Here is a 26,593-nt window from a genome sequence, read left to right as displayed (position 1 = left end):
GGTTCACTTCCGAGAAACTTAATAACATTATAGCCGGTTAAATGCGTTTTACGTTTCGCTATCGACAATTTGAATTGAAAGAAAGATCAAATTTGGACATATATTGATCTTTCATGAAGCGGATTTTCAGATAGCCGGGCATTAGAAAAATCGCATTTACTTTGATTACGAATTGAATTCAGCTTTTAAAGACAGACAATCCTTTTCTCGCGATACTACCTGAACGCTGCCTGCTTATTAAATTTGCGCTTTGAATGTTTGCAGCAATTCCTCCCCCTGATACCCTTGTTCGATTAATGATTTTAACTTTTCTTCAATAATTTCTTTCCGCTGATCAACAATCGTGCCAACAAAAAGTACGTTCATTTTCCCGCCAATTTTATTCATGCCAGTGATTGCTGTAATGAAAGTCGCTGGCCTGTTACTTTCTTTCGTAATTTTGACCTGGATCAAGACTTCTTCTTTATTATTTTTAAGGTTTTGAAAAAAATCATAATATTCCTGTTCGACATATGCTTCTATCACCCAGCGGTTTGCTTCATCCTCCCGGTTGATGATCAAACCATCCAATAGAGGGATCGTTTGCTGTAACATATCAGCGTCTTCGTTATCAATAATTTTTAAAGAACTCAGCTTGAATGTTTTCACACCATCACCTCCCGTTGCTAACAAACCCATTTTCATCCCCCAATATAGGACATTTCAATTTTCTTGCGGTTACGCTGCTTTTGCTCCGACCGTTCCTCCGAATAGCGATCTTTCCTTCTCCCCCACAAACTTCTCATTTCCTGTTCCAGTTCAATGTCTGATAATTCATCATGACGCATTTTTTCGCGTATGTCAAAACCGTCTGAAGCAAACAGGCATGTGTACAGTTTTCCATCCGCTGACAAACGAATCCTTGTGCACGTACCGCAAAAGGAATCCGTTACAGAGGATATAACGCCTATCTCTCCCCCACCGTCTTTATAACGGTATCTTGATGCAACTTCACCATAATAGTTTTCTTCTGCCGGTTCAATTGGCATCTCCTTATCAATCGTACGAATAATGTCTTTTTTGGATATGACATTTTTAAAATCCCAGCCATTATGATTACCGACGTCCATGAATTCAATAAAACGCAATATGATGTCTTTTCCCTTGAAATAGCGCGCCATTGGCAAAATTTGGCTGTCATTCATGCCCTGTTTGACAACCATATTGATTTTGATACCAAGACCAGCTTCCTTAGCAGCTTCGATCCCTTTTAGAACAGGGCGGGCCACTACACCTTTTCCGTTAATTTCCTTAAACACATCATCTTCAATCGCATCAAGGCTGATATTGACACGCTTCAGCCCTGCATCTTTCAGTTTTTTTGCTTTTTTCGGCAAAAATACGGCATTTGTCGTTAACGCAATGTCTTTTATTCCTGGAATTTCAGACAGTTCTGCAATCAATTCCTCCAAGTTCCTGCGCATCAGCGGTTCACCGCCGGTAATGCGGATTTTTTCAACGCCAAGATGGGCAAACACTTTAGCCAACCGGAGAATCTCTTCAAAGCTCAATAATTCTTTTTCGGATAAAAACACATAATCCTCACCAAATATTTCTTTTGGCATACAATAGGTACAGCGGAAATTACACTGATCAATCACCGATATACGCAGGTCTTTAAGTATCCTTCCGAATTGGTCTTTGATTGGTGCTGATTCAATCTGCACAGTAACCTCTCCTTTACAGCAAAAGTATCCGTTTTACTCCGGTGCAACGGTTCATAAAACCCATGCTCGAATGCAGTTTCACTTAAATTCACGTTGACCTTGCTGATCATCCAGCAACAGTACTTCCGCTTCATCACCTGTTTTGAAGCCACGTGTCCCGCCAGGAAGCACCATCAGACTGGTTGAATATGCAAGCGACGTCACGACATTGGATTTGTCAATTCCAGCCAAGTTCGTATAAACTTGGCCATTTTCATACGTTACATAACTGCGCACAAACCGTGTAAATGGATTAGGCTTTGGAAAATCATCTGCCAGTTTCGCCTTAATCCGCCGAAGAAAAGCATTTTGATTAAATAAACAATGCTGGATGATCGGTCTGACAAACAATTCAAAACCAACATAGCATGCAGAGGGATTTCCTGATAAGCCGTACAGTAATTTTCCCTCGTTTGCTGCAACGGTGGTGACACTCCCGGGACGCATCGCCACTTTGTTAAATAAGACATCTGCACCGAGTTTTTCATAAATGGCAGGCATTAAATCAAAATCGCCAACCGATACACCGCCAGTCGTAATCAGGATATCGACCTCTTCCAATGCCTCTTTAATCGTCTCATAGCTGGCATTCAACTCATCTTCAAGCTTCCCAAAGTATTTATAGTTTGCGCCGGCGCGGATGATCTGCGATACCATCATATAAGCATTGGAATTGCGAATTTTTCCTGGCTGTAATTTCTCGTCTATATCAAGTAACTCAGTGCCTGTTGCAATAACACCAATCACCGGTCTTTTAGCAACTTTCACTTGACTATAGCCAAACGTTGCCAGCAGCGCTTTTACTCCGGGATTAATCAGTGTTCCCTGTTCAATCAGCTTTTCTCCTTCTGTCACCTCCGAACCTTCCTGGATAATGTTTTGTCCTGAATCAAGGGTTCGTTTAATCGACATATAGGATTGACGGCCTTTTTCATAAGACTGGCATATTTCAAACATGGCAATACAATCCGCGCCATCGGGAATTTGGGCGCCGGTCATAATTCGTGTGGCCTCACCTTTATGTAAGCGTTTTCTCGGAACTTCTCCTGCACCGATATGTTCGACAACTTCAAACGTCACCGGGGTGTTGCTGTCAGCTTCCAATGTATCCGCCGAACGAAGCGCAAAACCATCATACGGTGACTTTGGAAACGGTGGGACAGGATGTTTGGCCGTAATGTCTTCTGCCAGCCTCCTGTTGTCACAGTTCTGAATGGAAACATATTCCGTCTCCCCTTGCCTCCTGTGTTTCCATACACGGTTTATCGCTTCATCAACCGGGATCGGTTTCCGTATTGCTGCCACTTCGCATCAAACCTTCCGTAACCAGTTATCATCATTAAGTTAAGTTTAACAAAAATATATGCAAATTGATATTCGATACTTCCATCGTCATGAAATGTTTAGGAATAGATATCTGATAGAGGGATCAGCAGAACACCACAAGGGATTAGTATTCCTTTTTTTAGTATGGGCTTCAATTAACATGCTTTTTTAGTATAATGGTTTTATATACAGGGGGTGCGAATATGGGAAAGAAGTTTGTTGCTTTCATAATCCTTATTTTTTTAGTTGCTTGTACTGAAGAACCGGTGATTGTAAAATCGGACTCGTCACCGGAAGATCCCGATCAAGAACCGGAAATCGTTGAACAGGAAAATGATGATAAAGAAGAGGTAGAAGCATTTATTGAATTTACCCTGCCGGAAGAAGAAATCATGATCAACCTGAAGATGGTTCCAATTCTGGACAGTTACTTGCAGGCTGCCGAAAACCGTTGGCAGGCAATTGCAGAAATGACCCTCGAGCCCATTATTACAGCTGACAAAGATCTTTACCTGCTGGAATTTTCATGTCAGGAAAAACTATGCTCCTATTTATTGCTGGACCGAACTGAAGAAAAAAATAAAGCCTATTTAATTGCTGATTTAGCGGAACTCTTTCAGAAGACAATATCACCAGACGATACGAAGGTTTTATTTCACTTTAACAGAGAGCAATCATCACACTTGCCTTATTCCGATTTTACAGTGATTGACTTGGAAAAGTGGGAACTAATACCTCTTGATATTCATGAGGAGGAACAGGTGATGCTGGATTATACGTGGCCGATCCTGAATGTGGAATGGATTGGAAATAATAACCTTTCCGTAACAATACCAGACATAGCAGAGCCCACTCCAGAAAACATAAAACAGTGGCAGGACACGGAAAAGCCGACAACAATGGTTGAATTCACATTAAACACGAATAAATGAAATAACATAAGTACAGCGGGCATCCTCATCTTATCGGGATGCCTTTTTCACTGAAAAATTAATTCTTCCTGATGGCTGATTGTCATTTGTTCACCATCCACAGAAAAATTTGCCTCGCAAAATAACGTATACGCTCCTTCACCTGGGACATCAAATGTTTTGGCGTCTTGAGGGTGATAACTATCTGCTGTATGCAGCGTCCTGGAAACAGTACTGCCGGTATAATCATGGTTCGAATGTTTCAATGATACAGAAACAAGCGGTGTCTGATGTTTGATTTCCACAGATTCATCCCCGGTATACTGAATGGCTCTAAAAACCCGAACACCCTCATCCATACGCTCTACGCGGATATGTAACGTAAAGTCTCCCTCTTGTACCTCCTTCGTTGTATTAGTGGCGAGTTCGACCCCGGATTGCCCATAAACCCAATAGGACGATATAACCAGGATAACAGCTATAACGGCCACGATCATGACATTCGCCCTTTTTTTCATATCCAGCCCTCCCTCTTATATATGACGAATTTCCCCGCCAAAAAGTTCCATAAATTTGCAGGAAATTTTGCATTTGCATCTGCTTGTAAGCACCTTTTATATTTCAAGACTGGCCATACTTAAAAGGTAAAAAATAGCAAGCATAATAAATCGCATTCTTAAAATGATAAATAGTGAAGTGCATAGGAAATCATATGTCAAAAGACAATCGTTTTTCTATCTGCTTAACAAGCTTTCCTATTCAAAAGGGGGTCCAATCACATTGACTGTTTCAGCCCAGGTTAAACAGACAATAGCTGGTTTAAAAAGTGCACAAGCCAGTTTTGAACAATTCGCACTCCAGACGCAAAACAAACAGGCAAAGCAACTTTATGAAGATGCAGCTCAACAAACGCAAACTATCCTGCAGACTGTTGAACCACGCGTACAACAAATCGAACAGGAAGAACCGCAGTACAAAGGATTTTAAATGGTGAGGTTGGCTTTTTAGCCGACCTCCCTCACTAATCTGGAGGTTATGACATGAAAACCTTAAAAATTTTGTTGACGCTCGGACTTATTTGTTTGCTGATAGGCTGTACAACCAATAACAATACATCGGAAAACAATCAAAACGTAAATTTCAGCACGATCTCTGCCAATAGTTCCATTGACCAGACTGCTTCAAATCAAGCTAAAAAACGTTTAAGTCAACGTGAAGTAATAACTTCGGTCAACGCAGTAAATACGGACAAACAGATGATCATGGCATTTGAAATAGAACATAACAAGCGATTTCAACTGACTGACATCCGTAAAGACATACAAAAGAACATGAATAAAGAATTTTCGGATCTGAAGGTTGAAGTTTCCACCGATAAGAAACTGGTACTTGAAATCGGCAAACTTGAAGAAAAAATCGACCAAGCGAATATATCAAAAAAGAAATTGCAAAAAGAGGTTGATCGCCTCATTAAGCTGATGAAAGACAAAACCTAAAGGAAGCGTGAGGATCAATGGCAGATAAGAAAAAGAAAAATTTACCGCCGGCCGCACAAAGGTATCAGACCTTTGCCAAGCACAGAGAAGTAAAACGGCCATTGTTGATTAATTGTATTAAAGCTTTTCTGGTGGGTGGTTTCATTTGTTTTATCGGCCAAATCATTTCTACTATATATGTTTACTTCTTTGGCTTTACTGAACAAACGGCTGGTAATCCGACAGTGGCAACCCTCATTTTTATCACCATGTTTTTAACCGGTTTTGGCGTATATGATCGAATCGGTCAGTTTGCAGGCGCAGGATCCACAGTTCCGGTGACCGGTTTCGGAAATTCCGTCATTTCTGCAGCGATTGAGCATCGTTCAGAAGGCTTTATATTAGGTGTTGGCGGCAACATGTTTAAACTTGCAGGACCTGTCATTGTATATGGTGTGTTTTCCGCTTTTGTCATTGCATTAATTAAAACAATGTTGATTAAATGGGGGGGCATCTAATGTTAACCGGACATCGCACATGGATTTTTGAAAATCAACCCGTAATTATCTCAACCGGTACCGTTGGCGGACCATTTGAAGCGAACGGGAATATACCGGATGCTTTTGATATTTTGCATGATGACATGTGGCTGAAGCAATCATCTTTTGAAAAAGCACAACGCACGATGTTGGAGGAAGCATGCCAGATAGCCGTTAAAAACAGCCTCATTCAGAAAGAACATGTGAAATTTTTTATTAGCGGTGATTTAATCAATCAAATTACCCCAAGCAGTTTCGCAGCCAAAACCCTTGATGTGCCATACTTCGGGTTATTCAGTGCCTGTGCAACATCAATGGAAAGCCTAGCACTTGCTTCATTCATTATTAACGGGAATGGGGCAGACTATATTTTAAGCGGTACAGCCAGTCATAACGCTGCAACTGAAAAACAATTCCGTTACCCGACTGAGTATGGCGGCCAAAAGCCTCCAACTGCCCAGTGGACCGTTACAGGAGCGGGATGTGCTTTGGTTGCAGAAAACGGAGAAGGTCCGAGAGTTACATCGGCAACCATTGGCAAAGTGGTTGATATGGGAATGAGCGACCCATTTAATATGGGTGGTGCCATGGCGCCTGCTGCAGTTGATACGATTGAGACACATTTAAGAGAACGGGATGTTGACCCAACCTATTACGATTTAATTATTACAGGCGATCTTGGCCATATCGGCAGAGAAACCTCATTGGATCTTTTACAGAAAAAAAACATTGCTGTGCCAGAAGAAAATTATAAAGACTGCGGGTTAACCATTTATCGGGAAGGACAGCCGGTTCTCTCGGGTGCAAGTGGTACAGCGAGCTCCGCCATAGGGGTCTATGGACATTTTTTAAATTTAATGGAGGAACAGCAGTTGAACCGTATACTCGTTGTCGCAACAGGGGCATTACATTCTCCTTTAAGCGTACAGCAAGGTGATTCAATCCCTTGTATTGCGCATGCAGTCTCGATTGAGTCAGGAAGTGATAAAACATGATTTTTTTCTGGGCATTTATTGTCGGTGGATTGATTTGTGTCATCGGGCAAGTTTTGTTTGATGTATTTAAACTGAACCCAGGTGTAACACTGACTATTTTCGTTATTGCCGGGGCCATTTTAGACGGATTTGGATTATACGATCCTTTAATTGATTTTGCAGGCGCCGGTGCAACGGTCCCCATAACCAATTTTGGAAATCAGCTTGTACATGGTGCCATGCAAGAAGCAGAGCAACATGGGATTATCGGCGTTGTCACTGGAATTTTTGAGGTTACAAGTGCCGGTATTTCGGCCGCCATTATATTTGGTCTGATTGGTGCATTCATTTTTAAACCGAAAGGATAAGGTAAACCATGACTGTCAGCTCACAAGTGAAAGGATGTTATTCATCCATTAAAAGTATTGAAGCAACACTTGAAACCCTGGTAAGCAAAACCCAGGATCAAGAAGCGGAAAAAACTTTAAAAGACGTTCAAAATACGATGAAAACCGTCAAAAGTGATTTGGAAAAGCAAGTTCTGTACCTTACCAAGGAAGAACCACAATATAAGAGTTAGGAAATCGTACCGGAAAATAAACTGAATGCAGTCGGCATACAAAGCTGACTGCATTCAGCAATAAACGATAAGGCAGAGTAAATAATCATATAAAAAGGAATGATTCCATGCCAGGTTGGGCAGAAATTTTAATTCGTTCAATCGTTTTTTTAACCATTTTATTTTTGATCACCAAAGGGCTCGGCAAAAAACAAATGTCGCAGCTGGATACGTTTCAATATATTACGGGCATTGTCATCGGCGGTATTGTGGCCATACATGTGAGCGATGTGACGGCAAATGTAGCTTATGGAATATTGGCACTGGCAGTCTGGTTTTTCATTCCATTTGCGGTTGAATTTATGGCACTAAAGAGCAAACGATTCCGTAATTTCGTTCAAGGGAAAGGAACCGTTTTAATTCAAAATGGCAAAATCATGGAAGACAACATGAAAAAAGAACGATTCACCACGGATGAACTGCTGGAAGAATTACGTAACAACAATGTATTCAAGGCATCTGACGTTGAGTTTGCCGTTCTCGAACCGACCGGTCAGGTGAATGTCCTCCCCAAAAAAGAGAACCAGCCAATCACGCCCAAAATTCTTGGTCAAAAAGTTTCACCGGAGAAAGAACCCCAAACTGTTATTATGGATGGGAAAGCGCTGTTGGAACCTTTGGCAAATGCATCACTGAACACAAATTGGTTGGAAACAGAACTGGACAAAATGAACGTCAGCATAGAAAATGTTTTTCTCGGTCAAGTCGACAGTGATGGCCAATTAACAGTTGATCTGTATGATGATCAGCTTACGGTCCCCGAACCAACTGAAAAGCCTTTGCTTCTTGCTACAATGAAAAAATGCCAGGCAGACCTGGAATTGTTTGCGCTGGCAACAGAAAGTCAGGAATCCAAACAATTATATCAACAGAACAGTGAGCGAATGCAGCAAGCGATTGATAAAATAACGCCGTATTTACAATGAGATGCGGCGCTTTTCATCTAGTAGAGTCGGGCATGATGTTTATATTTTCAATGGATTCTGCTCTTCTTTCGATATTTTTCTCTTCTGTCGATACGCTCACTTTTCTGCTGAAACTTTGCTCTATTCTGAAGCTCCCCTATTCTTTTGCTAAAAGCAAAAAAGCAGGCTCCCCCCCCAACAAAGAGAGCCCGCCTGACCTTACTCACTAATCCATAAAGCGACTTTGCCGAATTGTTTACTTTCTTTCAAGTAATTCATAGCTTCGCGGGCATCATCCAATGAAAAAGTACGATCGACAATCGGATGGATCTGATGAGTATTAATGTATTCTAGCATGGCACGAAGCTCTTCCTGGCTGCCCATTGTCGTACCAATCAGCTTATACTGTCCGTAGAAAAATTGCCGGAGATTCAATTCAACCACATCTTCTGTTGTCGCACCGAATGTCACGATACGCCCGCCTTTTTTCAGCACTTCCAGCGAACGGTTAAACGTCGCTTGTCCAACACTGTCAATCACAATATCAATCGTTTCCTCTTTCAATTCTTCAGGCCAGCTGCTGTTTGTATCCAAAGCTCTATCGGCACCAAGCTCGATTGCCTGTTTGCGCTTCGTTTCACTTCGAGATGTAACGATTACACGGGCACCGGCGTTTTTAGCAAATTGAATCAAATATGTTGCCACACCACTGCCCGCACCAGGGATAAACAGCGTTTCCCCCGCTTGTAAGTTTCCTTTTGTAAATAGCGCCCGATATCCGGTCAATCCTGACAATGCAAGCACACCCGCTTCATCCCAGGATAAATGCTCAGGTTTTCGTTCAACTTGTTCTGCGGGTAAAACAATCAATTCTGTAAATGTTCCATTATCAGGCATCCCGAGGATATCGAACTGTTCCGGTGGTGCATCACGATGTTCATACCAGCCGAGTGAAGGATTGATAATCACTTCATCACCAACCGAAAATTCAGACACACCTTCTCCGATGGACGCAATCACACCAGCACCGTCTGAACCGATAATTAATGCACCAGCTTCATTCCCTCTTCGCCCGGCAATAGTTACGTCCCGTCGGTTCAAACCGGCTGTTCGGATGGAAACAGCTACCTGTCCGTGGTCGGCAAATGGCTCGTTCATCTCTTTTATTGTCAGTTCACCATACTCATGTACGAAAGCTTTCATGTTTCTGCTCCTCCCGATAATAGTAACTGAATGTTTCCAAATGTTCTGTACTGATGATATCATGCGGAAACAATGGCACATATATTTTTTCCTGTTTTGTAAATGTTCTGTTGATCAAATCAATATATTGCCGTTCATGTTCTTTCCGCTCTATTAAAAATTTGCCGTCTGCATGTTCCGGCAGTATTTTATTTATAATTAATGTTTTCACATGCAGATGGTATTGATCAAGTAATTTGATCGCTTTTTCCGTTTCCGTAATCGGAAGACGTTCCGGATTTATCACAAACACAAAACCAGTCAAATTCCCGTCAAGCAATATTTCTCTTGCCGTGGAAAACCGTTCCTGACGTTCCTTCAAAACATCATAGATCGGATCCTCAACCGGGTCACCATCGTTGAGCAATTGCGTATAATTGTCATTTGTCTTCTTCCGCTTTTTCAGCATTCCCTTAATCCAGACGCCCATCAGTTCAGGTAATGACAACAGCCGGATAGTGTGACCTGTCGGAGCCGTGTCAAATATGAGCTTATCGTAATGATCGTTTTCCTCCAATATGATGGAAATCAATTTATCAAACAATGCTGCTTCATCTGCACCGGGTGAGGATTTGGCCGTATCAAGCTGCCGGTGCACCTCCTCCATCATGCTGGAATGCACAACATTTTTTATATTGTCCTTGACCCCTTTTATATAGTGTTCAGTCTCGATGGCTGGATCGATTTCAAGGGCATCAAGATTTGTTGAAATCCTAGTTATGCTGCCGCCAATGGATTTGGCAAAAATATCACCAAGATTATGTGCCGGATCAGTTGAAATTAAAAGTGTTGAGTTACCGTTCTTAGCAGATTTCCAGGCAATGGCCGCAGCAGAAGTTGACTTCCCGACGCCACCCTTACCGCCAACGAAAATAATTTTTTTCTGTAAAACTTGCATTTGGCACATCCTTTCCATTTTCCAGGTCTACAGGAGTGGTTGCTAACAGCAGCGGATTCCGGTCAGCGGTGATTTATCCATACCCATCCGTAAATGCCAGTCATGAAATTCTTCAATCATATAGGGATACAATTCGAGGGTATAATAATAAACCGGATTCGGGATGCCGATCATTTCTGAATATAATAGCAATAAAAATAGATCGTCCTGGTTCCTCAGTTCCCTCGCGATTTCCTGACGGTGCGGCATATTTAATACTTCCTCGTAAAAAGCCACTAGTTTTTTGAGCTGCTCAAGCATTTTATCACCTCGCTTAAAAACTAAAGGGACCAGCTTGCTGCATGATCCCTTTTTAAAACACATTCAAAATCCGGCTTATTATTTCAGCCTTTCTTGCCTGAATTCAGGTAATTTGCCGGATGTACCGGCTCCTTTCCATGACTAGTTTACGTTCTCATCCAAGTCATTAGGCGGATCCATGTTACGGGTTATTGTACTGAATGCTGTCAAAACGATCCACACGGCAAAGACAAATATAATGGATCCAAGCACGAACAGTAGCATTTTCGGATCACTGCCAAACCATGACCATTCAAATAAGACTTGCCGGAACATTGCCCACAGTGTCATAAACATGATAAAGATCATTGGAATCAATGTAACCAGATAATTGCTTCCCCGTTTTTTCAGCCAAATGGAAATGAGCAAGAGACTGATGCCGGCAAGCAGCTGGTTGGATGTTCCGAATAATGGCCATAGGAGATAACCGCCTGATCCAAACCCTCTGGATCCCTCAGGAAGCAATACAAGAACAGTACTGGAAATAACGGCCACAGACGTTGCCACATGCATTTTCGTCAAGGCAGGTACCTTATATTCAATACCAAGTTCCGTAATAATATAACGCATCATTCGAACTGACGTATCAAGGGTTGTCGCTGCAAAACTGACGACAATAATGGATACGATTGTAGCAGCTATATCAGATGGAATCCCGAGTCCAGTGGCCAATACGCTCGCACCATCAACAAACACGTTGAGCCCAGCTTCATTAGCGGCCGTGAAACTGCTGTATGTTCCAAAAAACTCATCTGTTGTGCCGAAGAACGTTACGACAGCCAATATGGAAACCAGTGCAAGGGTACCTTCACCAACCGCTCCAAAATAACCGACAAAACGGGCATCCGTTTCTTTATTAAGCTGTTTTGAGGACGTTCCGCTTGAAACCAGACCGTGAAAACCTGATATCGCACCACATGCTACCGTAATGAATAAAAGCGGGAACCATGGTGTGTCAGCACCCGGATTTGTAGCAGGTGCGGTAATGTCCGGGTTGGTAAACAAGAGTCCCAAATACAGGATCGCCAACCCTACAACAAGCTGGTGCGAATTAATGAAATCACGGGGCTGAAGCAGCTTCCAGACCGGCAAAGTGGAAGCGATATACACATAAACCATTAAAATAATAATCCAAATAAGAAAAGCGCTGTTGACGGCACCAAGCCCAAAAATACCGCCACTTCCGTCACCACCGAAATATTGAACCAGATCGATCTGCAAAAAGCTGACCTGGCTGGCAATAACTGCAGTCAAATACATAACACCGAGTGCGATCACCGATGGAAGAAGCATTTTTATATTCCGCTTATATACCGCATAACCAATCCATATAGCCAGCGGAATTTGAATGAATACAGGCAGAACACTCGATGGATAAGAAATAAACAGATTGGCAATGACCCAGGCAAACACAGCATTTACCATTAAAACGAGAATAAGGATGATAAATAAAAATAATATCTTTGCCCGTTGTCCAATCAGTCTGTTGGCAAGTGTACCGATGGATTGCCCTTTATTCCGGACTGAAATGGCCAGTGTCCCAAAGTCATGCACACCTGCTGCAAAAACCGTTCCGAGAATCACCCATAAAAGCGCGGGAAGCCATCCCCAGTAGACCGCTATTGCAGGACCGAGAATTGGCGCAGCACCCGCAACAGATGTAAAATGATGCCCCCATAGGACGAACTTGTTCGTCGGTACAAAATCAACATCGTCTTTGTACCGGTGTGCCGGCGTAACATAGTTGGGATCAAGACGGAATATTTTTTCTGCAACAAATTTTGAATAATAACGGTAGCCGAGCGCAAATATCACAAGACCAATGATTGCTACCAATATACTGTTCATATGTCTCCCCCTTTTAATTTAGATTGGGATGTCTAGACTTCAAAGGACCCCATACAATTTTATGTGTAACCGCTTTCGGATAATACAACTTTATTTTATTGAAAATATTGTGGAATGTAAATATTATGTATAAATGTCACATCTTTTCGAGAGCCTCAATTGAAATGTATGCCAACAAAACCCCCGATCACTGTAAAGCCAGTTGTCGGGGGTTGATGACTATTCTTTCCCCATCCCGCGCAGAAATTGAAGCAGCATGGTGACACTCCGGTTAATTTCAGGATCTTTTAGCGCTTTGATCAAACCCATATAGGATGTATGTTCCGAAACTTCTGCAGCAGCCGCCTCTTTTACACCATGATTTAATCTCTCAGCGAATCGTTCCATGTCCTCCACATTCAGTTCGCCGATAAGTATAAGCAACTTGGGCAAGTTCTCAAGCGTGGCAGCATACTGTGGTTTGTTTATTTCCCGCATAACATTTTCCAATGCATCCTCACGATGTTTAATGAGCGCATCAACCATATCCAGTGTTCCACTCTTATTCAGTGTTTCCAGAAAATCAATTCCTTTTAAAACAGCTTCCTTATGATCACTGACTGCCTTCTTAATCTCTTCAAGATTCCTTTTCCGAATCGTTTCTTCAGAGATTTCCATACGCTTAATCCTGGATATTTGTTCAGCCATTTTGTTTCACCTGACTTCCCGGGAAAACATAGTCATGACGATCCCATTTCCGTTCCGGTTTTACACCGAGTTGCGACTGCGGATTTCCGCGCCGGTAATTATTTGGTGGCAGCGGGCTTTTGCCTTTTTTCTTCATAACTTCCATCCGGACCGCTATCTCTTTATAAGCAGGCGTATCCGAATCTTTGTCAACACGGTTATCGGTTAAGTAATTAACGGCTGTTTTGCCATTGTCATTCAAAGGCAAATACAGTTCTCTTCCGCTAACTCTGTCTGTAATATGCACCAGTCCGGTCGCCTCACCGGCTTCCGATATCAACTTAACTTCAGCACCTTCGTTTATGCCGCGTTCTTCTGCCAGTTCAGGTGAAACTTCAATAAACGCAGTCGGCATTTTACTTGTGATACCCTTCGATTTATAAGTCATGTTGCCTTCATGAAAGTGTTCCAGCACTCTGCCGTTATTCACGTGCAAGTCATATTCATGATTTGTGTCATACATTAGCTGATAATCCAGCGGGTATAATCTTGCTTTGGTATCAGCAAACGGGAACCCGTCAGTGTACAGTAGTGGTGTATCCGTACCATCTGCAGCAACCGGCCATTGGAGGCTATTGTAATTGGTCAGCCGATCATAGCTTACCCCCGCAAATAACGGTGCAAGAGATGCCGCTTCATCCATTATCACTGCCGGATGGTCATATCCCCAATCATACCCCAGTCTCCCTGCCAGATCTGTAATGATTTCATAATCCGGACGGGAATCACCTTTTGTGTCAAGCGCTTTATACAGCCGCTGAATCCGACGTTCCGTATTCGTAAATGTGCCTTCTTTTTCAAGACTAGGAACCGCGGGCAAAATAACATCCGCATATTTTGCTGTTTCGGTTAAAAATAAATCCTGAACGACGAAAAATTCCAGTTTTTCAAAAGCAGCTGTAACATAATGGATGTTGGCATCTACAATCCCGGTATCTTCACCCAGAACATACAGAGAATGGAGATTTCCTTCATGAATGGCACCGATCATTTCATGATTATCTTTTCCCGGTTCAGCCGGAATTTCAACTTCCCATGCGTCTTCATATCGTTTACGGACATCATCATCGGCAACTTTTTCATATCCCGGGAAAAAATTCGGCATGCTTCCGAAATCACTGCAGCCCTGAACATTGTTATGACCACGCAACGGGTATGCCCCTGTACCATTTCGCCGGTAATTACCGGTGATCAATAATAGATTCGATATAGCAGTACTTGTATCACTGCCAAGCTGATGCTGTGTTACCCCCATTGCCCAGCAAATGGCAAGTTTATCAACGCTGACAATTTGTTCGGCAATTTCAATTAATGCTTCTTTAGAAATGCCCGTTAATTCTTCTGCATAGGCCAATGTGAATTTTTCCAGGGATTGCTTGTAATCGTCAAAGCCGTTCACCCATGTATTGATAAAATCACGGTCTTCCCAGCCCTGATCAATGATGTATTTCGTTACTGCTGACAGCCATACCAGATCTGTCCCGCTTTTCGGCTGGAAGAAGCGATCTGCTCGCTGCCCCATTTCATGTTTCCGCAAATCAAATACATACAATGTTTGGCCGAATAATTTTTGTGAGCGCTTAATCCTGGATGCCAGCACCGGATGAGATTCCGCTGTATTAGATCCGATGGTAATGACCATATCCGCCTCGGCGATATCATCGATGGAACCGGAGTCACCGCCATGTCCTACCGTACGGAAAAGTCCCATTGTCGCAGGTGCCTGACAATAACGCGAGCAGTTATCAACGTTATTCGTGCCGATTACCTGACGTGCCAATTTTTGCATGACATATGATTCTTCGTTGGTAGCTTTTGATGAAGCGATGAATCCTAAAGCATCAGCGCCTTTCTCAGCTTTAATTTCGGAAAAGCGTTTAGCTGTGTAATCCAGTGCCACATCCCACTCGACTTCTACAAAAGACTCACCGTCACGGATTAAGGGCTTCGTCAGCCTTTCTTCGGAATTCACGTAATCCCAGCCAAACTTGCCTTTTACACACGTCGAAATCCCATTCGCCGGAGAATCCTGCTGCGGCTCTACTTTCAATATTTTCCGGTCTTTTGTCCAGACATCAAATGTACATCCGACACCACAATATGTACAAACGGTTTTCGTTTTTTCTATGCGCTCTTCCCGCATTGAAGCCTCAGTATCAGAGACAGCCATTAACGCTCCGTAGCCGGTTTCCACTTTTTTGGTCACATCGATCATGGAACGCAACAATCCCGGTTTTTGATCGGTCATATAGCCTGCCTCTCCAACCATCGATGTTTCCATTAAGGCGTTACACGGACAAACAGTGGCACATTGTCCGCAGCTTACACATGATGATTGGTCGATTGGAACATCATTATCCCAGACTACACGCGGCTGTTCGCGTTCCCAGTCTATCAGAAGCGTTTCATTTACCTGAATATCCTGACAGACTTCCACACAACGGCCGCACAAAATGCACTGATCCGGATCATAGCGATAAAATGGACTGGAATTGTCGATTTCATATGGCTTCGGCTCAAACGGGCGTGATTGGTGTTCAAGCCCAAATTCCGCGACTGTATTATGAATTTCACATGAACCATTATTGTAATCGCACACGGTACAGTACAGCTCATGCTTTTCCAGGATACGGTCAAGTGCTTCCTTTTGTGCTGCATTGACATGTTCCAGCTCAGTATTCACTTCCATACCGGCCTCCACTGTCGTTCCGCAAGCACGAACTATTTCCCCATCCACTTTAACCATACATGTGTCACAGGTCTGAACAGGACCTAGTGACGCATTATAGCAAATTTGCGGTACAAATTGATCGGTCGTGTTAATTAAATCCAGCAGATTCTGATTGGGCGCTGCCAGATAATCTTCCCCGTTAATGGTAACCACGACATGTTCATGGTTCTGCACGTTATCCCCTCCTAAAGAATAGAACGAAAGCCCTTACAAATTTCCTGCACCTAATGTCAATTATTTATATTTTTTAAATATTATAACATACTTGAAGAAATGAAAAGTAACCATAATCTACTGTACATATCATTTTTTGGTGATGCCGGAATTACTGCCTGCTCATTTGTTGCCAACCCTATTGCTACAGTTGTGAAGCCTGTGTATGGTCCATGTTTATTTTCTCTTTTTTCATTTGCCGCATGACAACTCTTATCCAAAGGGAAATGATTAAAGAAACAACATGCATTCCACCAAATATAAGCAAGACAAGCTGATAGCTATTTGTTGCATCATAGACCAATGAGAGCAGCATGGGACCAACGACACCGGCAACTGCCCAAGCAGTTAAAATATAGCCGTGTATCGCACCAAGCTGCTTGGTTCCAAACAAGTCCCCAATATAAGCCGGAACTGACGCAAATCCCCCTCCATAACAGGAAACGATTGCAAATACAAGAATTTGAAATAAAATAACAGATGTAATAACAGGTAAGGTAAAATACGAAATGGTTCCGATGGTAAAAAAGATCGTATACACATTCGGTCTTCCAATGTAGTCCGAAATAGTAGCCCATCCGAGTCTGCCAACACCATTGAAAAGCCCCATAACCCCTACCATTGTCGCTGCCGTAACAGCGGACATGCCAGTAATTTCCTGTCCAATGGGGGATGCAACAGAGATGATCGCAATACCTGTCGTGACGTTAAGAAACAACATCGTCCATAACATCCAAAACGGCTTCGTCTTAATAGCCTCGTTGGCTGTCATTTGTGAAAGATCTTCTTTTCTCTGCTTCTGTTCATCAGCTTTTTCGTCCTTCATCCCTTCAGGTTTCCAGTCCTCCGGGGGTGGAGCCAGATACTGCGATGCTGCCATCATAATAATCAAATAGCATGCCCCCAAAATATAAAATGCATTTGAAATGCCAACTGAACTGACTAGAGCCTCGCCGGCAGGACCGCTGATCAGCGATGCAAATCCGAAGCCCATTATAGCAAGTCCCGTTGCCAATCCACGGTGATCAGGAAACCATTTTACAAGTGTTGATACGGGCGCTATATAGCCGATTCCGAGGCCAATACCACCAACGATACCGTAAAAAAAGTAGAGTAAAATCAGTGATTCAAAAAAAGTCGCAAGTCCTGTTCCCATAACACCTATACCAAAAAATATGGCCGATAGCATACCAGAAATACGCGGCCCTCTTTTCTCAACAAACTTTCCCATAAAAGCTGCGGAGAATCCTAATAGAAAAATGGCAATACTAAATGCCAGTGAAATCTGGCTTGTGCTCCAGCCATACGCATCAGCCATCGGATTTGTGAACACACTCCAGGCATACGCAGACCCTATACAAATATGTATTCCTACCCCAGACAAAGCAATTAACCAGCGATTTTTGACTTTTTCCATTTTCTACCTCCTCCTGAAGCGGATTATATGAAAATATTCACTTTTAAAACAGCACATTAAAGTATCTTAATAGCTTCATCATCGTATGCAAGCAGTTACATAAAATCTAAACAGACACAACGTTAAAATTATCACAATAAATCATATATTCCAAAATATTTAAATGTTACGTTACCATAATGGATAATGCATGTCAATTTTCCCTGATACGTTTCAAAACAGTAAAACGAAGCTGAGACAAAAGTATATTAACCAGAGATAAATCCGAACGATGATTCTACTATGATTGGAACAGTTCGGATGTATCTTTTGAGGGTATTGTTGAAAATTTGTTGCGAATGATCGATCAACTGAGAAGTTACTTGGCCTTAGATTCGCTTTTTTCCATGCTTTTGTTGGTGAGTGCATGATGGTCGCTGCGGAAAAATACGTCCTTTCCGGGGCACGGCCTCAGCTAACTTTGACAAGAAACACACTTGGCAAAGTTGATCTTCGGCTCGCGCTGTTCCCTCAGGCGTGTCGCATTTTTCCGCAGCTTAGAATCGTGTTCTCATCAGGTAACAGCAAGTTCAATGAATATCGTTCCATCAGTCCTTTTCTTCCAACAATCAGCACCCCAACATGAGCGGAGGCAGCATACGGAGACTCCTATTATGGGAACAGCACGAGTCGAAGACCCCGCAGGAAGAGGTCTTTGCTTTCCGAGGAGGCTGAGGCCGTGCCGATGGAAAGCGCAGTATGCTGCCGGAGCGAATGATAGCACGCAACTAACATCAGAATGGAAGGAACAAATTGTCACGCGTTCGCAGTCGGTATCAACAATGAATAAGGATGTGACTGTTGAAAAAGTCAAATGCTGTACTTCCTGCCCTGTAATCGTTCGTCTTTAGCATGGAAAGTTTTCATTGTGTTCCAGCCTCTTACTTTGATAGTTATGTTCAATATAGTTTACCCTGCCGATAAATGATCGTGGAAATTTTCATGACCGCATGGATATAGCAATTTTGCCGCAATGGAAATGGGTCACCGTAAAATTGCGGATAAATCGTATCAAATGTCTCTTTCATTTGATCAAAAAGCCGGCTGAACACTTCATCTTCACTGATAAACTGTGTTTCCCTTCCCTGCAGCCATTCCAGATAGGAAACAATAACACCACCGGCATTTGCGAGAATATCCGGGATGATGACAACACCGTTTTCACTCAAGTATTTATCAGCACCACTGGTTATCGGTGCATTCGCTCCTTCAACGATGATTCTTGCCTTGACATCCTTCATATTTTCCTGATGGATTTGAGCTTCGAGGGCTGCCAGCATTAATACGTCTACGTCAAGTGTCAAGAGATCATCACGATCCCGGATGGTTGCCTTGATATCAGCGTCCTTTAACTGTTCCTCGTCTGTAGGCAGATCACCCTCATGATTTTCGGTGTATTCAATCAGGTTTGATATATCAAGACCATCCGAGTTATAGAGGGTAACATTCCGGTCACTGACAGCAACGATTTTATTGTTCAAGTACTGACATTGATATGCTTCAAGGGCTGCAATAGAACCGACATTGCCGAATCCCTGAACAGCAATCGATACTGTTTGATCGACATGATCCAAGACTGTTTTGGCAAATTTATTATCACGCTGTGAAAGCCATTTCTCCTGATCTTTAGCAAAATCGTGGAGCATATAGCGGAATGAATAGTAAACACCTTTGCCTGTGGCCTCTCTTCTTCCCAAAGAACCGCCATTGAGGACACTTTTGCCGGTGAAACTGCCCCTGTATGGCCTGCCGGGATGGATGCTTTTATATTCACCCATCATCCAATCCATTTCCCGGTCACCCGTCCCGACGTCCGGTGCCGGTATGTCTTTATCAGGCCCAATGATATCGCTGAAATATTGAACATATTTCCGACAGATCAGATTCAGTTCTTTTACCGAATATTCTCTTGGATTAATGATTACTCCGCCTTTTCCGCCGCCAAACGGAACTTCATGCAAGGCATTTTTCAACGTCATCAGTACAGCGAAATTTCCCACTTCCTCTTCAGATACCGATTCATGGAAACGAATGCCGCCTTTATACGGACCTAATATATTGTTATGCTGAATCCGGAATGATGGGATGCGTTCCACCTTGCCATTTTCCAGGGTAACGCGCAAAAAAGACTTGTTGACATGGTTCGGAGTGGACAAAATAGAATTCAATGAAGAAAAAGCTTTCTCCCGTGCCTGATCTTTTAATTCCGGCAGAAAAGAGTCATCATCCATTAACGCATCCAGCGATTCCTGGACAATTTTTTCAGTACTATTACCCATATTGCTACCTCCGTTCTCGTTGTATAATACAACCTTTTCCTCTATATATTACAACTTGTGGCTATGAATATCTATAACCATTCTACTTGGAGGTTTTACACTTTTAAGACTAATTATTCAACAATAACATGTGTTTAACATCCACTCCGCACGCAGAAGAAGTGCTCTTCTTTTTTCAAACAGTTTGTCAAAAATGTCTAGTGTTTTATGACGACCGGATTTTGAATAATGTCCTTAAAAGATAAACAGAGCCAATAAGGCAGCAGTAAACAGCCCAAGCATAACCGGCAAAAAATTTTTTCGGACTAGATCCATTACTGACACACCGCAGAAACCAGCAATGGCTATCAGTGAGGACCAGGCTACAATGGTTCCGCCGCCGGTCCAGATAGATCCCATTTGACCAATCGCAGCGAGTGTCCCTGCATCAATTGACGTGGTTTCCAATGATGCGGCTAGCGCACCGGTTAGCGGTAAACCGGAAAATCCTGATCCGTCAAGTCCAGTAACAATACCAATAATCAGGACACTAAATGCAGCAAGCAACGCACTTTGCGGGACAAATTGCTGTGAGGATTCAACAAGATCAAACAGAAAGCCAGGCGCGTTTTCCTCCATACCGAGAATATCTCCGGAAAAATCCGAGCTGCCAAGAAAAAAGAATCCTGCGATCGGAATGACCGGTCCCATTGCTTTAAACGCAAAGACAAAGCCTTCAGTAATATGATTACTTATATAATCTAATGCTTTCTGGCGGCCAAATGCCACAGTTGATAATAACAGCAATATAACGGCAACACCTCCGACAAATGCGGCACCGTCACCACCCTCAAATCCGCTCATCCGTCCGGCATTCAGTTTCGAATACATCATGTAAATCACAACGGCTAAAAGTGAAACCGGAACAAGTACTGCAAACAATTTACTCCACGTATTCAAATGGGTCGATTTTGCAATATTTTCTGATTCCTTAGCTGTCTGCATCTGTCTCATTTCGATTTCATTGTGTTCACTGTCTTTTGAACGAATTGTCTTCCTATACATTAGATATGCAAGCCCGATTGCAACACCACCGGCAATCAACGATAAGGCAAGTGCTTTATCAGCGACAAGTGCTATATCGATTCCTGCTGAAGTTGCTGACAAATTCGGTGCAACCTGCACAATGTAGTCAGAAGACAGCGCCATTCCCTGACCAGCCAATGCAACAGCCACTGCAGCAGTCATTGCCGGCAGACCCGACCGAATGGCTGCTGGAACAAGCAAGGCACATATCAGCGGTACAGCTGGAGTAGGCCAAAAGAATAATGAGATAACATAAGTCACTGCAACTAATACAAAAAATGAAACATGGCCATTTACCATTAATTTCTGTATCGGCTGAATCATCCTCCGATCAGCGCCGAGATCACGCAAGGAATACAGTAGCGCCAACATGAACGTAATGATCAAAAAGATATTAAAAAGTTCTTTCGCTGCAACGAGATTCGCATTAAATATTGCTGTAAAACCATCGATCAGGCTGCCCTTGTAATCCCAGGCAATCACAAATGTTCCGAGTAACGTTGGAAGCACAACAGCTTTACGGAAAATCATCGTCAAAATGATCATTAATGTGAATAGGCCATATAACCAATGGGATAAGGTTAATTCCACGCTAAACACTTCCTTTCCGGACTGTGCTATAGCCTATGCACACCGAAAGAAAGCAGTGAAAAAATTCACATTTAGCGACTTAGATTGTAAACTTCGGGATCTGAAATATGAACTTCAGGCGTGATACCGTTCATTCAGGAGTTCTTCTTTGCTTCGATTCATTTTTTTCGGCACAATGATTACACAATAGATTTCCATTCTCCTGACTCCCATCAAAAAAACCGTTCTCACAATAGACGTGTTTTCCACATGACTGGCATTCACCGATCAGTTCCCGCATACGAATTCCACCTTTTGATACCAAGTATATATGAAAAATAGAGGCTGGAACCCAATTAAAACTTTTCACGTTAAAGACGAACGATTACAGGGCAGGAAGGGCAGCATTTTACTTTTTCAACAGTCACATGCTTATTCATCGTTGATACCGACTGCGAACGCGTGACAATTTGTCTTGGTGCAGCCTTCCTTCCATTCTGATGTTAGTTGCGTGCGATCATTCATTGAACTTGCTGTCACCTGATGAGAACACGGTTCTAAGCTGTGGAAAAATGTGACACGCCTGGGGAACAGCGCGAGCCGAAGATCAACTTTGCCAAGTGTGTTTCTTGCCAAATTTAGCTGAGGCCGTGCCCCCGGAAAGGGCGTATTTTTTTCCGCAGAACCATCATGCACTCACCAACAAAAGCATGGAAGCAAGCAAATTTAAGAGCAAGTGACTTCTCAGTTGATCGATCATGCGCAACAAATGTTCAAACATCCCCCAAAAGATACATCCGAACTGTTCCCATCATAGTGGAATCATCGTTCGGATGTATCTTTGGCTAATATCCTTTTGTCTCAGCCACTATTGTCCCGGAATATTTTGTTAAATTTTGAGGTTATGAGCGGATCATGAAATGTCCTAAGCAGCCCGCAGCAATGTTCTCGGCTGCTTGTGGAACAAAAGGAAAATGGCAACTGCACTAATGATCAACGATGGAATAATATAAGAAATATTGTACAATAATGAATAAACCCAGACAGATTGCCCTTCCACAGCCGATTCAAAAAATACAACACCTGCTGCAAAATGAGCTGCAAACCGCAGCATACTGCCTAGAATAACCCCAAGTGTAATATAGGTAAGATAGGTTTTGGCCTGCCCGGATTGAACTGCTTCCTGAACCTGATTCGCAAAAATCCCCGCAAAGCCAATGACCGTAAAGGCTAGTGCATAGTCAATGAAACCCTGTACCGGATGGAGCACATAGCCGGTACCCGTAGCAATTTGCAGAATTCCCCATAAAAATCCTGACAAAAGTCCGCCTTTAAGTCCCCAGCGAAACGCAAGAATAAACACCGGTATCATCGCCAATGATACAGAACCACCTTGTGCCCAAAGTTTGATCGATAAAAACGGAATAATGTCCAGCATAAGTGCCAATGCTGTAAAAACAGCCACTTCAATCAAAAACAGTGTACGTTTTGAACGCATAAAAACCTTCCCCTTTGCTGGCAGATCCATACTGCCTGCTAAATTTTTTTAAACATAAAAAAAGCAATGCCAAGGGGGAGCTTCCTGATGGGGAAATCCGCTCATACATTGCTATTGTTTCCATCAAAAAAACCACCATCCCTACGTTAGTATTAACTAACAGGTTCGAAGGGTCAGAACAGCAGTCTGTTCACTCTCAGCCATATGGCTCCCCTTGAAGGCTTCTAACCTATGCTTTTTTTGCTGTTTCCATTATAACGTATAGCTGGGTTATTAACAAACGTTTTCCGTACGATAGAATGCCGCTTGATTTCAGACTGGGCTCAATCAATGTGATGTACTTGCTGGATGCAGATTTCGAGTACCTTGTTGCATGAACTGACGAGGTGCTCACATGTATTCAAGCTGTTGTTAATGAAAGAAACGTTTCGACATCTTCGACACACAACTTTATGGCATTTTCCCAGAAGTCTGGTTTTGTCAGATCAACATTCAGGTGTTTTTCTGCGAGCTCTTCCACTGTCATGCGCCCGGTATCACGCAATAATGCAATATAGTCATCTTCAAAGTCACTGCCAATCTCCTGTGCATATTTATATATTCCGAGGCTGAACAAATAGCCGAACGTATAGGGGAAGTTATAAAATGGTACACCGGTAATATGAAAATGCAATTTCGAAGCCCAGAAATTCGGATCATATTCATCCAGCATTTCACAATACGCTTCCTTTTGTGCATCGATCATCAACTCATTTAGCCTTTCGACAGAAACCATGCCTTGTTGACGTTCCTCATAAAACCGCCTTTCGAAAAGAAACCGGGCATGGATGTTCATGAAAAACGCGATACTGCGCTTAATTTTGTCTTCAAGCAGCGCCACTTTTTCTTCGCTTGTTTGTGCACGTTTTACCGAAGCATCCGCAACAATCATTTCCGCAAATGTCGAAGCAGTTTCTGCAACATTCATGGCATAACCTTGGTTTAATCCGTGTATATCATTCATGACATGCTGGTGATAAGCGTGCCCTAATTCGTGCGCCAGTGTTGCGATGTTGGCAGATGTTCCGGAATAGGTCATAAAAATACGCGTCTGTTTACTGTCGGGAAAACTGGTACAGAATCCGCCCGGACGTTTACCGGGTCGATCCTCTGCTTCAATCCACCGATTTTCAAAGGCCATTTGGGCGAAATTAGCCATTTTCGGACTGAACTGACGAAAATTTTCCACGATAAAATGCGCACCCTCTGTATATGTCGATGTTTTCACCGATTTTGATATAGGTGCATTGACATCATAGATACTTAATTTTTCCTGTCCCAACAAATCGGCTTTCTTTTGCAGGAACGCCACAAAGTGCTGTTTATTACGATTAATAGCTGTCCACATGGCGTCAAGCGTTTCCTGTTTCATCCGATTAATTGCAAGCGGCTCTTTTAAAACATGGTGCCAATTGCGATGTTTATACTTTTGCAGACGAAATCCTGCCAAATGATTTAACGTTTGACCAAAAAAATCGGAATTTCTTGTCCATTCCTTATTAAGCTGTTTAAAAACCTGCTTGCGGATGGAACGATCAGGACTTGTCAGTTTATTCGATGCCTGCCCGACAGAATAGGAATTCACTTCGCCATCTTCTTCTACCTCAACACGCATGTTCCCGATAATGGTATTATACATTTGATTCCATGCATCATAGCCATCCACTTCCAAATCGTTGATGAGCACTTCCTGTTCAGGCGAAAGCAATTCCTTTGCCTTCTTTCGTTTCTCATTCAAAACAAAACGAAGCTGCTTCAATTCAGGTTTATCCAGAAGTTCGTTCCATGCTATATCATTGATTTCTGTAAGTTTTTGATTCAGTTTTGTCCTGACCGCACCCATTTCTGCTCTCAGTTCATTTCTTCTGGCAACCAGAATATCAGTCTTTTTATCATTCATATCCTCTGCGTTAAGGCAACTAATAAATGCGAACGCTTCTTTCATCTTGTTTTGAGCATCCTCAAGGCAGGTTGCAATATTCGCAAGCACACCCGCATCAGCATCTTCATCATTCGGGTTAAACTGATCAACTTCTGACCCAACGTTTTGGATATTTTCCTGAACATTTTCCAAATAGGTATGAAATGTTTCCGACGTGCTCCCTCCCGGAAAAATGCTATCCAAATCCCATTTAGGATTTAACATTGTCTCTCGCATCCCCCATCTCCCCCTTAAATAAAATTATGTATTTTATTATTATATCGATAAATTTGAAAATTTACATTAGGAAATTTGTGCTATATTTAAACGCCTGAGTTATCGATTTTACTCAGGCGAAATGAATCAATCAGAAAAAGATCCTTCAAGCTGATAAATTATTTGCTGACATGATACTCATCAATAATCTGAATCCGTTTCATTTTCACTATCAGCTTTTTTATTACAAAAACCATTTTCCATTAAGACCGCCCTCTGCTTCATGCCTGTTTTCGTAATATAATTATTTTTGAACCATGCCCATATGGATGTTACCAAAGTGAATACAAATGAAACTGTCTGTTCAATTATTTCAGCATCAATTGGGAGCGGTGATTTTCCGAAGATGACAAGAAATTGGTTGATCAGCGCTGCTGCAAGTACCGTCGACCGTATAACAGTGCCTTTGTCCACTTGTTTACCTCCTCGTATGTTCATATAGTCTTTCCATACTATTATGTTCAGACAGAAGGCTTTTTGGAACGGCTGTGGTCCGGAAGATTCCCATCAGATAACAAGGCACTATTTTTGAAAAACAACGTATCATCATGCAGTAAATTCAGTTTTTCTTATGTCGCCGCTCAATTGAAATCACACCATTTGTAATTTTGCCAGCTATCGAAGAAAATATTAGTCCTGCTGCTGCGATGACGATGATGATCAGAACGAACTTAATAGCAAAGTCCATGATGTTGCTTGAAACAGCGGAAGTAATGTACCGGCTGCCGTAATAAAGGATGATTCCTGAAATACTGACAACACCGGCAAATGTAAAGAAAACACCGATAATCTGCAGTAACGATAACTTTTTCCAAATCTCCTTATGCTTAAATCCGACATATACAATATAAACAATTAATACAAGTGCAATCAGTAATGGTCGTGTCATAATATCTGCTCCTGTTTATCCCGCCTTAACAGGCAGTAAGTTCCTGGCATCTATGGCTGCAAAACATCCAGCGTTCTACAGGAATTAACTGCCTGTAAAGGTCCGATTC

Annotated in this window: 25 protein-coding genes and 1 riboswitch; of the genes, 8 read left to right on the top strand and 17 right to left on the bottom strand. The window is 42.4% G+C overall.

Annotated elements, in window-relative coordinates:
• Nucleotides 1-237: 237 nt before the first annotated feature.
• The 3 genes from BM195_RS16410 to BM195_RS16400 form a co-directional block, all read right to left on the bottom strand.
• Nucleotides 238-678, bottom strand: coding sequence for a YwpF-like family protein (locus tag BM195_RS16410; RefSeq protein WP_342028045.1), 441 nt, complete (start codon nt 676-678; stop codon nt 238-240).
• Between the two features lie 2 nt (nt 679-680).
• Nucleotides 681-1,706, bottom strand: coding sequence for a GTP 3',8-cyclase MoaA (moaA, locus tag BM195_RS16405; protein ID WP_090241019.1), 1,026 nt, complete (start codon nt 1,704-1,706; stop codon nt 681-683).
• Nucleotides 1,707-1,784: 78 nt separating this feature from the next.
• Nucleotides 1,785-3,050 (bottom strand): molybdopterin molybdotransferase MoeA, encoded by a 1,266-nt coding sequence (locus BM195_RS16400; protein WP_090241017.1) that lies wholly within the window; start codon nt 3,048-3,050, stop codon nt 1,785-1,787.
• 224 nt (nt 3,051-3,274) lie between these two features.
• Here BM195_RS16400 and BM195_RS16395 point away from each other — a divergent pair, with 224 nt between their 5' ends.
• Complete coding sequence (locus BM195_RS16395; RefSeq protein WP_090241015.1) at nt 3,275-4,003, top strand: hypothetical protein; 729 nt, start codon at nt 3,275-3,277, stop codon at nt 4,001-4,003.
• A 47-nt stretch (nt 4,004-4,050) separates the two neighbouring features.
• Here the strand turns inward: BM195_RS16395 and BM195_RS16390 are convergent, their stop codons facing one another.
• Nucleotides 4,051-4,500, bottom strand: coding sequence for a hypothetical protein (locus BM195_RS16390; RefSeq protein ID WP_090241013.1), 450 nt, complete (start codon nt 4,498-4,500; stop codon nt 4,051-4,053).
• 262 nt (nt 4,501-4,762) lie between these two features.
• Here BM195_RS16390 and BM195_RS16385 point away from each other — a divergent pair, with 262 nt between their 5' ends.
• The 7 genes from BM195_RS16385 to BM195_RS16355 all read left to right on the top strand — a co-directional run bounded on the left by BM195_RS16385 (nt 4,763) and on the right by BM195_RS16355 (nt 8,515).
• On the top strand, nt 4,763-4,969 hold the full coding sequence (locus tag BM195_RS16385) for a DUF1657 domain-containing protein (RefSeq protein WP_090241011.1): 207 nt from the start codon (nt 4,763-4,765) through the stop codon (nt 4,967-4,969).
• A gap of 53 nt (nt 4,970-5,022) precedes the next feature.
• A complete protein-coding gene (locus BM195_RS16380; RefSeq protein ID WP_090241009.1) occupies nt 5,023-5,478 on the top strand; it encodes a hypothetical protein in 456 nt (151 codons plus the stop codon).
• Nucleotides 5,479-5,495: 17 nt separating this feature from the next.
• On the top strand, nt 5,496-5,975 hold the full coding sequence (gene spoVAC, locus BM195_RS16375; protein ID WP_090241008.1) for a stage V sporulation protein AC: 480 nt from the start codon (nt 5,496-5,498) through the stop codon (nt 5,973-5,975).
• On the top strand, nt 5,975-6,991 hold the full coding sequence (gene spoVAD, locus BM195_RS16370) for a stage V sporulation protein AD (protein WP_090241005.1): 1,017 nt from the start codon (nt 5,975-5,977) through the stop codon (nt 6,989-6,991). Before spoVAC ends, spoVAD begins: the two co-directional genes overlap by 1 nt.
• Entirely contained in the window at nt 6,988-7,338 is a 351-nt protein-coding gene (gene spoVAE, locus BM195_RS16365; RefSeq protein ID WP_090241003.1) for a stage V sporulation protein AE, read from the top strand. Before spoVAD ends, spoVAE begins: the two co-directional genes overlap by 4 nt.
• A gap of 8 nt (nt 7,339-7,346) precedes the next feature.
• Entirely contained in the window at nt 7,347-7,550 is a 204-nt protein-coding gene (locus BM195_RS16360; RefSeq protein ID WP_090241001.1) for a DUF1657 domain-containing protein, read from the top strand.
• A gap of 107 nt (nt 7,551-7,657) precedes the next feature.
• Nucleotides 7,658-8,515 (top strand): DUF421 domain-containing protein, encoded by an 858-nt coding sequence (locus BM195_RS16355; RefSeq protein ID WP_090240999.1) that lies wholly within the window; start codon nt 7,658-7,660, stop codon nt 8,513-8,515.
• 198 nt (nt 8,516-8,713) lie between these two features.
• Here the strand turns inward: BM195_RS16355 and BM195_RS16350 are convergent, their stop codons facing one another.
• The 13 genes from BM195_RS16350 to BM195_RS16290 form a co-directional block, all read right to left on the bottom strand.
• Nucleotides 8,714-9,697 carry a zinc-binding dehydrogenase gene (locus BM195_RS16350; RefSeq protein WP_090240997.1) on the bottom strand — a complete coding sequence of 328 codons (984 nt, stop codon included), beginning with the start codon at nt 9,695-9,697 and terminating at the stop codon, nt 8,714-8,716.
• Nucleotides 9,678-10,634 (bottom strand): ArsA family ATPase, encoded by a 957-nt coding sequence (locus BM195_RS16345; protein ID WP_090240995.1) that lies wholly within the window; start codon nt 10,632-10,634, stop codon nt 9,678-9,680. The genes BM195_RS16350 and BM195_RS16345 overlap by 20 nt, the downstream gene beginning before the upstream one ends.
• Nucleotides 10,635-10,676: 42 nt before the next feature.
• A complete protein-coding gene (locus BM195_RS16340) occupies nt 10,677-10,934 on the bottom strand; it encodes a cory-CC-star protein (protein ID WP_090240993.1) in 258 nt (85 codons plus the stop codon).
• Between the two features lie 141 nt (nt 10,935-11,075).
• Nucleotides 11,076-12,821 (bottom strand): carbon starvation CstA family protein, encoded by a 1,746-nt coding sequence (locus BM195_RS16335; protein ID WP_090240991.1) that lies wholly within the window; start codon nt 12,819-12,821, stop codon nt 11,076-11,078.
• 219 nt (nt 12,822-13,040) lie between these two features.
• Nucleotides 13,041-13,508: a helical membrane plugin domain-containing protein gene (locus BM195_RS16330; RefSeq protein WP_090240989.1), complete on the bottom strand. Its 468-nt coding sequence runs from the start codon at nt 13,506-13,508 to the stop codon at nt 13,041-13,043.
• The gene (gene fdhF / locus BM195_RS16325; protein WP_090240987.1) at nt 13,501-16,452 is read right to left on the bottom strand and encodes a formate dehydrogenase subunit alpha; all 2,952 of its coding nucleotides are present in this window, start codon (nt 16,450-16,452) and stop codon (nt 13,501-13,503) included. Before fdhF ends, BM195_RS16330 begins: the two co-directional genes overlap by 8 nt.
• A 184-nt stretch (nt 16,453-16,636) precedes the next feature.
• A complete protein-coding gene (locus BM195_RS16320) occupies nt 16,637-17,908 on the bottom strand; it encodes an L-lactate MFS transporter (RefSeq protein WP_090240985.1) in 1,272 nt (423 codons plus the stop codon).
• Nucleotides 17,909-18,846: 938 nt separating this feature from the next.
• Nucleotides 18,847-20,226 (bottom strand): Glu/Leu/Phe/Val family dehydrogenase, encoded by a 1,380-nt coding sequence (locus BM195_RS16315; protein WP_090240983.1) that lies wholly within the window; start codon nt 20,224-20,226, stop codon nt 18,847-18,849.
• A 234-nt stretch (nt 20,227-20,460) separates the two neighbouring features.
• A complete protein-coding gene (locus BM195_RS16310) occupies nt 20,461-21,882 on the bottom strand; it encodes a hypothetical protein (RefSeq protein WP_090240981.1) in 1,422 nt (473 codons plus the stop codon).
• Between the two features lie 904 nt (nt 21,883-22,786).
• Nucleotides 22,787-23,359 (bottom strand): energy-coupled thiamine transporter ThiT, encoded by a 573-nt coding sequence (gene thiT, locus BM195_RS16305; RefSeq protein WP_090240979.1) that lies wholly within the window; start codon nt 23,357-23,359, stop codon nt 22,787-22,789.
• 121 nt (nt 23,360-23,480) lie between these two features.
• Nucleotides 23,481-23,584: riboswitch (TPP riboswitch) on the bottom strand.
• A 175-nt stretch (nt 23,585-23,759) separates the two neighbouring features.
• A complete protein-coding gene (locus tag BM195_RS16300) occupies nt 23,760-25,556 on the bottom strand; it encodes a M3 family oligoendopeptidase (RefSeq protein ID WP_090240977.1) in 1,797 nt (598 codons plus the stop codon).
• Between the two features lie 180 nt (nt 25,557-25,736).
• Entirely contained in the window at nt 25,737-26,009 is a 273-nt protein-coding gene (locus BM195_RS16295) for a phage holin (protein ID WP_425283933.1), read from the bottom strand.
• A 145-nt stretch (nt 26,010-26,154) separates the two neighbouring features.
• Entirely contained in the window at nt 26,155-26,484 is a 330-nt protein-coding gene (locus tag BM195_RS16290; protein WP_090240973.1) for a hypothetical protein, read from the bottom strand.
• Nucleotides 26,485-26,593 lie beyond the last annotated feature (109 nt).

It is taken from the genome of Lentibacillus halodurans, from assembly GCF_900112045.1.
GTDB lineage: Bacteria > Bacillota > Bacilli > Bacillales > Amphibacillaceae > Lentibacillus > Lentibacillus halodurans.
Note: the sequence above shows the minus strand (reverse complement) of the source record. Positions and strands in the feature narration are given on the sequence as shown.